This is a genomic window from Bradyrhizobium sp. 23, from assembly GCF_023073295.1.
Lineage (GTDB): Bacteria > Pseudomonadota > Alphaproteobacteria > Rhizobiales > Xanthobacteraceae > Bradyrhizobium > Bradyrhizobium canariense_D.
In genome coordinates this window covers 4,226-12,913 of record NZ_JADPJF010000017.1, presented here as the reverse complement: position 1 = coordinate 12,913, position 8,688 = coordinate 4,226, and the positions used below count along the sequence as shown (strand labels likewise).

Sequence of the window (8,688 nt, the reverse complement as noted above, 5' to 3'; positions counted from 1 at the left end):
GAACTCTTGTGCCTCTTCCTGATCCAGCTATCGCATACGCTTGCCTGTCCGCTCCCGCTCAATTCGGCTTCTTAACGGACGACTGAGTACACCCCTTTTTCCTCAGCCACGGAGGTAAAGGCTACCGTGGTGCCAACCAGTTGAAAAGGGCGTTGGTCGTGGCGCACTTTGGAGTCAGGAAATGGCCGGTGGCTGACTTCCTCTCTGGGCCTAGCCCGTTCCGCTTCCGAGGGTTGAACTTGGAGCCGCCGAGGGCGGCCTTTGACCCATCTGAGACATTAGACGGTGGACCAGGAGCAGCGTAACGTCCACGTGCGTCAAACGCTCGGTTCATATACTCGGGAGAGGTTTCATGAGGACTGTGTTTTCCTTCGCGGCAGTGGGTATCTTGGTCGGCATGATGCTGTCACCAGCGGCGACCGCAGCTGAGTTGAGGGTTCTGGCCGGCGGCGCCATGACAGCAGTGTGGGCGGGTCTCAAGCCGAAGTTCGAACAAACCTCAGGTCACAAGCTCGATATCTTCTTCGGCACCACTCCGAACCTGATCAAGGAAGCTACCTCCGGCAAGCCGTTCGATGTCGGCGTCGTGCCGGTCGAGGTAATGAGGGACGCCGCCGCGCGATCACACTTCGCAGCCGGGCCGACGCTGGACATAGCTCGTGTTGGCCTCGGTGTCGCGGTTCGCGACGGTGCGCCGAAGCCCAACATCTCCACGCCCGACGTGTTTAAAGCTGCCTTGCTTAACGCGGAATCGGTCGCCTCGATTCCGGAAAGCGCAACCGGCTATTCAATAGCGAAAGTATTCGAGCGCCTCAACATCACCGAACAGATGAAAGCCAAGATGAAAGCGCAGCCGACCCCCGCACAGGTCGTCGCTGTAGTCGCCAACGGAGAGGCCGAACTCGCGCTGTTCCTGATGAACGTCTTGACGGTGCCGGGCCTCGATGTGGTTGGCCCGTTCCCTGCTGACTTGCAGCAGGATGTCGTATTCACGGCCGCGCTCGGTGCGGCCACGAAGGAAGCCGCAGCCGCGAAGGCGCTCGTCGACTACCTGAAAACGCCGGACGCCATATCGGTGATCAAGAGCAAAGGTATGACGCCGGGGTGAAACAATCAGCTGCTTCGTGGGGCAACGACGTTCAATAGACGCTGCTACAGCGGATTGCTTAACCCGCTGGTGCATGTCGGCTGATGGCCCGAAGCCGAAGGTCGATTGAGCGCGTGTAATGTCGGCCGTCAGGGGCAATCCGGACGCGGTTCCAACTTGGTGTCCACCGCTGCTTTTGGCCCTGAGCAGACCTTTGTTGGGTGCTGTCTGGTTAGAATGAAACAACGATAAAGAATCAGGACACTTGGCCCGATACATATGCCACGTGCTCAATCAGAGGATGAGCGTCATGTGGTTGCTTGTGGCTTTCATGGTCGTGGTCGTTAGCGGGCTAAACTTCATCATCGAAAAATCGTCCATGACGAAAATGATGAAAGCGGCCACTCGCTTGGCGGTCCTCGCCGCGGCGCTGGCAACCACCTTCTATTTGATCGCCTAGCCGAAGAGCCGCCTGAACCCTATGTCATGTCGGTCAGCATGGGAAAAACCGTGCGGAGTCCTCCATTGGCTCAGAGCTTCCCGAGGTCTGCTTCCTGAAGTTCACCGGAACAAGGCATGCAAGCTTTCCCAGGCAGCCTTTGACCCAAACCGGACGCTGTCAAACATGAGGCTAAATTCAAATTTCGAGCAAGTCGCGGCCCGGGATGATTTCGCCGGAGAAAGCTTTGCGGGCTTCGTCCACAAACACCTGATCAGGTACAGCGCCATTTCCTGGAACGAAATGACTTAACACTAGCGTTTTGACCCCTGCGGCTTGAGCCACTTCGCCGGCCTGTTCGACCGTAAGTGCATTGCTTGAAACACTTTTGAAAAGGTTGTCGGCGGTCTCCTTATCGAACCTGCCTACTTTCACGGCTCCATCGAGCGCCTGACGCATTCCCGGAAGATATTGCGCCTCGCAGACGAATACGTCCGCGCCTTTCGCAAGACTAATGAGAGCGTCGGTCTTTCGGGGCTCACCAGAGAACACGATAGAGCGATCTGCAGTGTCAAAGCGATACGATAGCGCCACCGGAAGCGGTGGATGGTCAGCCAAGACACAACTGACCTTCATATTCTCGTCTTGCATCACAATTCCGGCCAACTCAATCTCATGCGGAATAAGCATCGCCCTAGGATCGGGCTTGCCTTCATCGCGAATTCGAATGTCGATGTCGAAAGCATTCAACTCAAAGAACTTCTTTGTCATTTCCGCCAATGGTGGCGGGCCGTAAGAATACACTGGCTTCCGCAGGCTCGAATACCAGGCAAAATAAAACAGGTTTCCGTAGTCTAAATTGTGGTTCGAATGCTGATGCGTTATGAAAATGCTCTTTAACGCGTTGAGCCTAAGACCAGCTTGCACGATCTGTCGGGCAACGCCGTTGCCACAATCAACAACGTAAAGGGAGCCCCCGGTTACAATGGCGTTTGAAGGTGCGGCTCGCCCAACCTGCAAGGGGGGACCGCCGGTCGTGCCCAACAGCACAAGTTTCGTGCGGGCGGATTGTCCCGCGGCGAGGCTCGGCGCCAGTGCCGGCGCGAGAAGTGCTCCTGCGGAAATCTTTAGCGTCTCTCGTCTATTCAACATCACAGATCGCCCTCGCCGAAGCGGCAGAATGCTACTGCTGAATGGCAGGACCGTCTACTTCGCTGTTCCGGTTGAGCCGGTTTGGGATAGCGAGTCATGGCCCGTCGTTACTGTTGAAGCGCTGCCGCTACATGTCGGTTGAGAGCGGACGACCGGAAGTTTGCAGCTGAGCGCTAGACCGACACTTTTGCCCAGACGAAACCTGTGTGAATCTCTTAGACCGGCTTTACGACGCGACAACTTTGAAAGAAGCGCAAATGAGTCAGAAGCCTTGACCAAGCTCAGGTGTGCAATTCTGCTAAGCTAAAAGTCCAAGCGTGTGGCCTACGCGGAGAGGCAACGGTGACAAACTCGGAAGTCTCCAACGACCCACCTGGCAAGCCGCCATCCGATAATGATCAACCGGACAAAGCTGTCTCCGATGAGGAGCGCCTGGGGAAGCCGCTAACGGATCGCAATTTAAAGGTCCGCCTGCGGGCAAGGTTGCAGTTGATTGGCGGCGCGCTGGCCTCGATTGCGGCCGTCGGTGCGATCGCGGGCGGCCTCGTCGGCTACTGGACTGTTTGGAAGACGCTCCGCACAGACGTGTTTCCGGAAAGCCAAAAGACGCAGAAGGAGGCTACGACCCGGCCTAACGTTGCTCCCCGTTTGTCTCTCGTTGTCCTGCCATTCGCAAACCTCAACAACGATGCGGAGCAGGACTATTTTGCCGACGGCCTTACGACCGATTTGACAACGGACCTCGCGCAAATGCCCGATACGTTCGTGATCGGGCGCGGGACGGCTTTCACCTACAAAAATAAGCAGATCGATCTCAAGACGCTCGGCAAGGATCTTGGTATCCGATGGGCGGTACAGGGCGCGGTACAGCGCGCCGGAGATCGGGTCCGGATGAACGTGTCACTTGCCGAACTGTCGACTGGTCGTGACGTCTGGTCTGACCGCTTTGACGGCGATCGGACAAATCTTGCGGCCTTGCAGGAGCAGGTCACGGCGCGGCTCGCTCGCTCTCTCAACGTCGAGCTCATCCAGGCCGAAAGCCGGCGCAGCCAAATGGACAGGCCAACCAATCCAGACGCTGTGGATTTCAGCATGCGCGGCTGGGCGAAGCGCTATGGCCCCCGGACAAAGTTAACGAATGCACAGGCAAACGACTTGTTCGATAGCGCACTGCGCCTCGATCCAGACAACATCGATGCAATGATCGGGAAGTCGTTGTGCATCGCGGAGGGCGTGATCTACGGATGGTCAACATCCGTGGTCGAGGACAAAAGGACGGCGCTGAACCTAATTGATCAAGTTCTCGCAAAACGCCCGGGGACCGCAAACGCGCACGTAGCCAAGGGAAACATTTTGAACTACGGAAATCCTGAGCAAGCCTTACCTGAATACGACGCAGCGTTGGAAATCGATCCTAATTCGCCCGTCGCGTATGCATCCAAGGGGATCGTACTTATTACGGCCGGACGCGCGCGCGAAGCGTTTTCCCCGATTCAGATCGCGTTGCGCCTAAGCCCCAAAGATCCGGCCGCTGGCACTTGGCACTATTTCCTCTGTCATGCTCATGTCCATCTGCGCCAATACGCGGAAGGCATCGACGAATGTAAGCGCTCCATCAACTTGAGTAAATTGGACTGGTTTCCGTATGTAGATCTGATTTCAGCTTATGGAGCCACTGGCCAATTGGAGATGGCCCAGCAAGTGTTGGTCGAATTGAATGCAATCCGACCGGACTTCACGATCCAGTGGTTCCAGCAAATCGGCTACGCACGTTCGAGCAATCCGCAGTTTCGTCGTGAGTACGACGACATCGTCGAAGGACTGAGGAAGGCCGGCGTTCGCGAGCAATGAGGTGACCAGGATCTTCGTTGCTTGCTCACTTAAGAGGAATAGACCGGAAGTCCCTTTGATCCAGCAAGAGTGCCGCGAATGACTCCAAGTAATCACGTTGCGATTTGACCAGGAGGGCAGCCAATGTCGTCAAAATGTCTTCAGAGAATGTTGGGAATCGCACTACTTGCCCTGCTCCTTGTCCCGGCGGCGACGGCACAGGGACAAGAAATAAGGGTTACCCTGCTAGGCACAGGATGTCCTCCGGCCGTCATGAACCGGTTCGGACCGAGCATCCTCGTCGAAGCGGGTGGGCAGAAGTTCATTTTCGATGCGGGCCGCGGTGCCCTTCAGCGACTCAATCAGATCAAGGTGCCCTGGCAGGATGTAAACGGCGTCTTTCTCACTCACCTTCATTCAGACCACGTTGTCGGCTTCCCGGATCTGTGGCTGACCGGTTGGCTTACGCCGGGACGGGATCGGCCACTGCAGGTGTGGGGACCAAGAGGGACAAAGCGGATGACGTCGCTGTTCGAGCAGGCATTCGAGTACGACATCCGGATTAGGCTATACGATGACCGGGCCGCACCAGATGGCGTGGTCATCCTCGCGGAGGACATCGCCGAGGGCTTCACATATGAGGACAGCGGCGTGAAGATCACCGCGTTCGAAGTGGATCACACGCCAGTAAAGCCGGCGTTTGGCTATCGCATCGACTATTCCGGTCGGTCTGTCGTGCTCTCCGGAGACACCCGCACCTCTGAAAATCTAATCCGGCACGCCCAGAACGTTGATCTGTTGGTGCACGAGGTCGCCTCGCCCGAAACATTCCAGCGCCTTGGAGTTCCGCCAGCGCGGACGTCAAGTGTTGTTGCCCATCATGTCACGCCAGAGCAGGCGGGAGAGGTGTTTGCGCGGACAAAGCCTAAGCTGGCAGTGTATTCACACATTGTGTTGCCAAACGCGACCGAGCAGGATCTGATTCCGCCAACTCGGAAAAATTACTCCGGTCCCTTGGAGCTTGGTGAAGATCTAATGGTCATAGACGTCGGCGAGAAGATTGACGTCCGAAGACCTGCCAAACCGTGATCCGAGCTAACGCGATGGAAGCAACTTTTTCTGCGCTGCACGAGTCCGGATTTGGCCCCTACCGGACCAATTGGCGGTCGAACCGAAATGTCCGCTTGTGTGAAGGATTTCGGATGCCGGCCGCATGATTGACGGCGCGGCACATTCCGGGCGGCCGGCGTCCGAAAGCCTCCAAGGGAGATGCTATGGGGCGGCGACGAGGATATTGCATCCATTGTTGCTGATGAACCGATGGAGCGCCCCATGCAGAAGTTGAACGATCTGAGCCGATCCTCGAGCCCCCTCGACCCGAATGGCACGCTGATCGCAGTTATCGAACTGAGCCTGTTGAGCTGGCTCGTCGCCGGCATCGTGCCTGGCGTCGAGCGCCAGCCATTGAAGAAGCTCGCGGTCGACGAGAGCGCATTGCTGAAGTTGCTGCATCGATGGCGAGAGGAAGCAACGAAGGCCGGGCATCGGATCAAACGCATCGCCGTCGTTTTCGAGGCCGGCCGTGACGGCTTCTGGCTGGCGCGCTGGCTCAGGGCACGCGACATTGAGGCTCACGTCATTCACGCATCGAGTGTGGCGGTGTCGCGCGAGCACCGGCGCGCCAAGACCGATCGGCTCGACACCGAGCTGCTCAAACGCTCTTTTCTCGGCTGGCTGCGCGGCGAGCGTGATCACTGCAAGATGGTGGCGATCCCGACAATCCAGGACGAAGATGCCAAGCGGCCCAACCGCGAACACGAGAGCCTCGTCGGAGAACAAAGTCGGATCGTCAACCGAATGAAAGCAGCGTTGATCCGGCTCGGCATCCGCGGCTTCAATCCCAAGCTGAAGAAAGCTGCCGAACGCCTTGACGGCTTGCGCTCCCCCGAGGGCGAGCCGATCCCGCCCAACACCCTGGCTGAGCTGCGTCGCGACATGGCGCGCCGGCGACTCGTCAGCGATCAGATACGGCAGATCGAGGACGCTCGCCTGGAGCGTCTCAAGCAAGCGCCCAATGATGGACCACATGCAATGGTGCACCTGCTGGCGCGCGTGATCGGGGTTGGTGTTGAGACGGCCGACATGCTGGTGCAGGAGGTACTGTCGCGAAGCATGCGCGACCGACGGGCCGTAGCGCGTTATGCCGGCCTCACGGGCTCGCCCGACGAGAGCGGCAGAAAACGCCGGGAGAAAGGGCTGACCCGTTCCGGCAACGCTCGGGTTCGACGAGGCATGATCCAATTGGCGTGGCGATTTCTCATGTTCCAGAAGGACAGCACCTTGGCGCAGTGGTTTCGAGCCCGCACCGAGAATGCCCGCGGGACGCGCAAGACCATGATCGTGGCCTTGGCGCGCAAGCTCCTGATCGCCCTGTGGCGTCTCGTGGGGGAGGGAGTAGTGCCGGACGGCGTCGTTCTGCGGCCGGCATAATCAACGGAGGTCACTGAACGACACCCAACAGTTTCGGCCCTGTCTGTCCGCTTGTGACGGTGTCGCCGATGACGGTTCGAGGTGGCGGGGTCCCGACGTGTTTCCTTGGCTTTCAATGCCGAAAGGGAGAATGGGTCCGCCGCTTCGGAGCTTCGCTGCCGATGCGTATGACTGCATCATGGTTCGGGTCCTTGGACCCACCGAATACAAGGTTGTGGCGCGATTGATCGCGCCCGCAAGCGAGCTCCCCTCTGATCGTTATCCCGATCGCACCAACCGTGCCGTCGTGCTCGAAGCTGTCAAGGTGTGGCCTGGCAACGGCGGAGCCTGTGGTATGATTCGTGCGACGGCCAACCTTGACAGCTTCTGCGCACGCCAGCGCAGGCGAAGTGCGGGTCGGGACGAAGAAACGGCTTTCAGATCGAACAAAGAAACTGACGAAGGAAAAGATGCGCGACCTGTCGCCTCTTGAAACGCCTCCTTGACAAAAAAAGCCCCATACAAGGAAACCGCGCATGGTGGGCAGGACTGATGCGGCAGGCTCTATGGGGATTTGAGCGCTGCAGGCGAGTTTGGTGATGGAGTTCGAACCGGTGCAGCGCGCGGCACGACGCTGTCGCTATCATGGAATGGGCGGTGGACGTTGTCGAACGCGATCAATGATCGACGGATGGGCGACGACCGATGAGCGTTCGGGTGCGCTGCGCCGTGGCCGGTCGATGAGCGGCGGGCATGACGAACAGCTTTGCGGAATGGCCGATGCGCGGTCATGAGGTGTCGATCCTGATGGCGCTGATTGGCGCGGTCGATTGACGGTGCGGCATTGCACCTCGCTCAAAAACCTCGATGACGATCATGCGGCCGCCGCAGCATGGACACGGTGGCTTGCCGCTGTCGACGATGGTCTCGGTCGGTTCATCCTCACGATCGCTGACGGCGAGCAGTTCGCGCGCGCGTGCGACATTGTCGGCGCAGACGCCCCGTGCGAGCAGGCCGTAATGGCGGATGCGGTGAAGGCCTTTTGGCAGCACGTGGATGAGGAAGCGGCGGATGAACTCGTCTGTGGCGAGCGTCATCCGCTTTTGCCGGTCGCGGCCTTCGACCCGATAATCCTTCTATCTGAAGGTGACATCGTGCTGGTCGAGGGCGATCAGGCGGCTGTTGGCGATGGCGACGCGGTGAGTATAGCGCGACAGATAGGCCAGCACGGCTTGTGGCCCGCCGAACGGACGCTTGGCATAGACGACCCATTCCGTCTTGCGCGACGCTGCAAGCAATGCGGCGAATGATTGTGCTCCGGCGAGCTGAGCGTCGTTACCGAAGAAGCTCAGGCGGCCGGCCTGGTGGAGCGCGGCAAGGCGACCCAGGAACAAGCGCCGGAACAGGCGTGAGAGCACGCGTACCGGCAGGAAGAACCCCGGGCGGCAGGACACCCAACTCTGGCCATCGGGCGAGATGCCGCCGCCGGGCACGATCATGTGCACATGCGGGTGGTGGGTCATGGCCGAGCCCCAGGTGTGCAGCACGGACGTGATACCGATCCTGGCGCCGAGATGCTTCGGATCTGCGGCGATCGTGAGCATCGTCTCGGCCGAGAGCTTGAACAGGAGATCGTAGATGATGGCCCTGTTCTGGTAGGCGATGTCGGCGATCCGGGCCGGCAGCGTGAACACGACGTGATAATATGGCA

At 58.9% G+C, this 8,688-nt stretch carries 6 protein-coding genes and 1 pseudogene; 5 read left to right on the top strand and 2 right to left on the bottom strand.

From position 1 onward, the window contains the following. Positions 1–352 precede the first annotated feature (352 nt). Positions 353–1,108: a substrate-binding domain-containing protein gene (locus tag IVB32_RS02810; protein ID WP_247392938.1), complete on the top strand. Its 756-nt coding sequence runs from the start codon at positions 353–355 to the stop codon at positions 1,106–1,108. A gap of 289 nt (positions 1,109–1,397) precedes the next feature. Beyond that, positions 1,398–1,547 (top strand): hypothetical protein, encoded by a 150-nt coding sequence (locus tag IVB32_RS02805; protein WP_247395406.1) that lies wholly within the window; start codon positions 1,398–1,400, stop codon positions 1,545–1,547. Between the two features lie 177 nt (positions 1,548–1,724). On the opposite strand, the gene IVB32_RS02800 is transcribed toward IVB32_RS02805, so the two are convergent. Further along, the gene (locus IVB32_RS02800; RefSeq protein WP_247395405.1) at positions 1,725–2,678 is read right to left on the bottom strand and encodes an MBL fold metallo-hydrolase; all 954 of its coding nucleotides are present in this window, start codon (positions 2,676–2,678) and stop codon (positions 1,725–1,727) included. 342 nt (positions 2,679–3,020) lie between these two features. On the opposite strand from IVB32_RS02800, the gene IVB32_RS02795 reads away from it, so the two are divergent. From IVB32_RS02795 to IVB32_RS02785, 3 genes are all read left to right on the top strand, one after another. Continuing rightward, positions 3,021–4,529 (top strand): tetratricopeptide repeat protein, encoded by a 1,509-nt coding sequence (locus tag IVB32_RS02795; protein ID WP_247409714.1) that lies wholly within the window; start codon positions 3,021–3,023, stop codon positions 4,527–4,529. 252 nt (positions 4,530–4,781) lie between these two features. Then, positions 4,782–5,597 (top strand): MBL fold metallo-hydrolase, encoded by an 816-nt coding sequence (locus IVB32_RS02790; RefSeq protein WP_247395403.1) that lies wholly within the window; start codon positions 4,782–4,784, stop codon positions 5,595–5,597. 231 nt (positions 5,598–5,828) lie between these two features. Continuing rightward, positions 5,829–6,998, top strand: coding sequence for an IS110 family transposase (locus tag IVB32_RS02785; RefSeq protein ID WP_247409713.1), 1,170 nt, complete (start codon positions 5,829–5,831; stop codon positions 6,996–6,998). Positions 6,999–7,765: 767 nt separating this feature from the next. On the opposite strand, the pseudogene IVB32_RS02780 reads toward IVB32_RS02785, so the two are convergent. After that, positions 7,766–8,688: pseudogene (locus IVB32_RS02780) on the bottom strand (transposase); the annotation flags it as partial.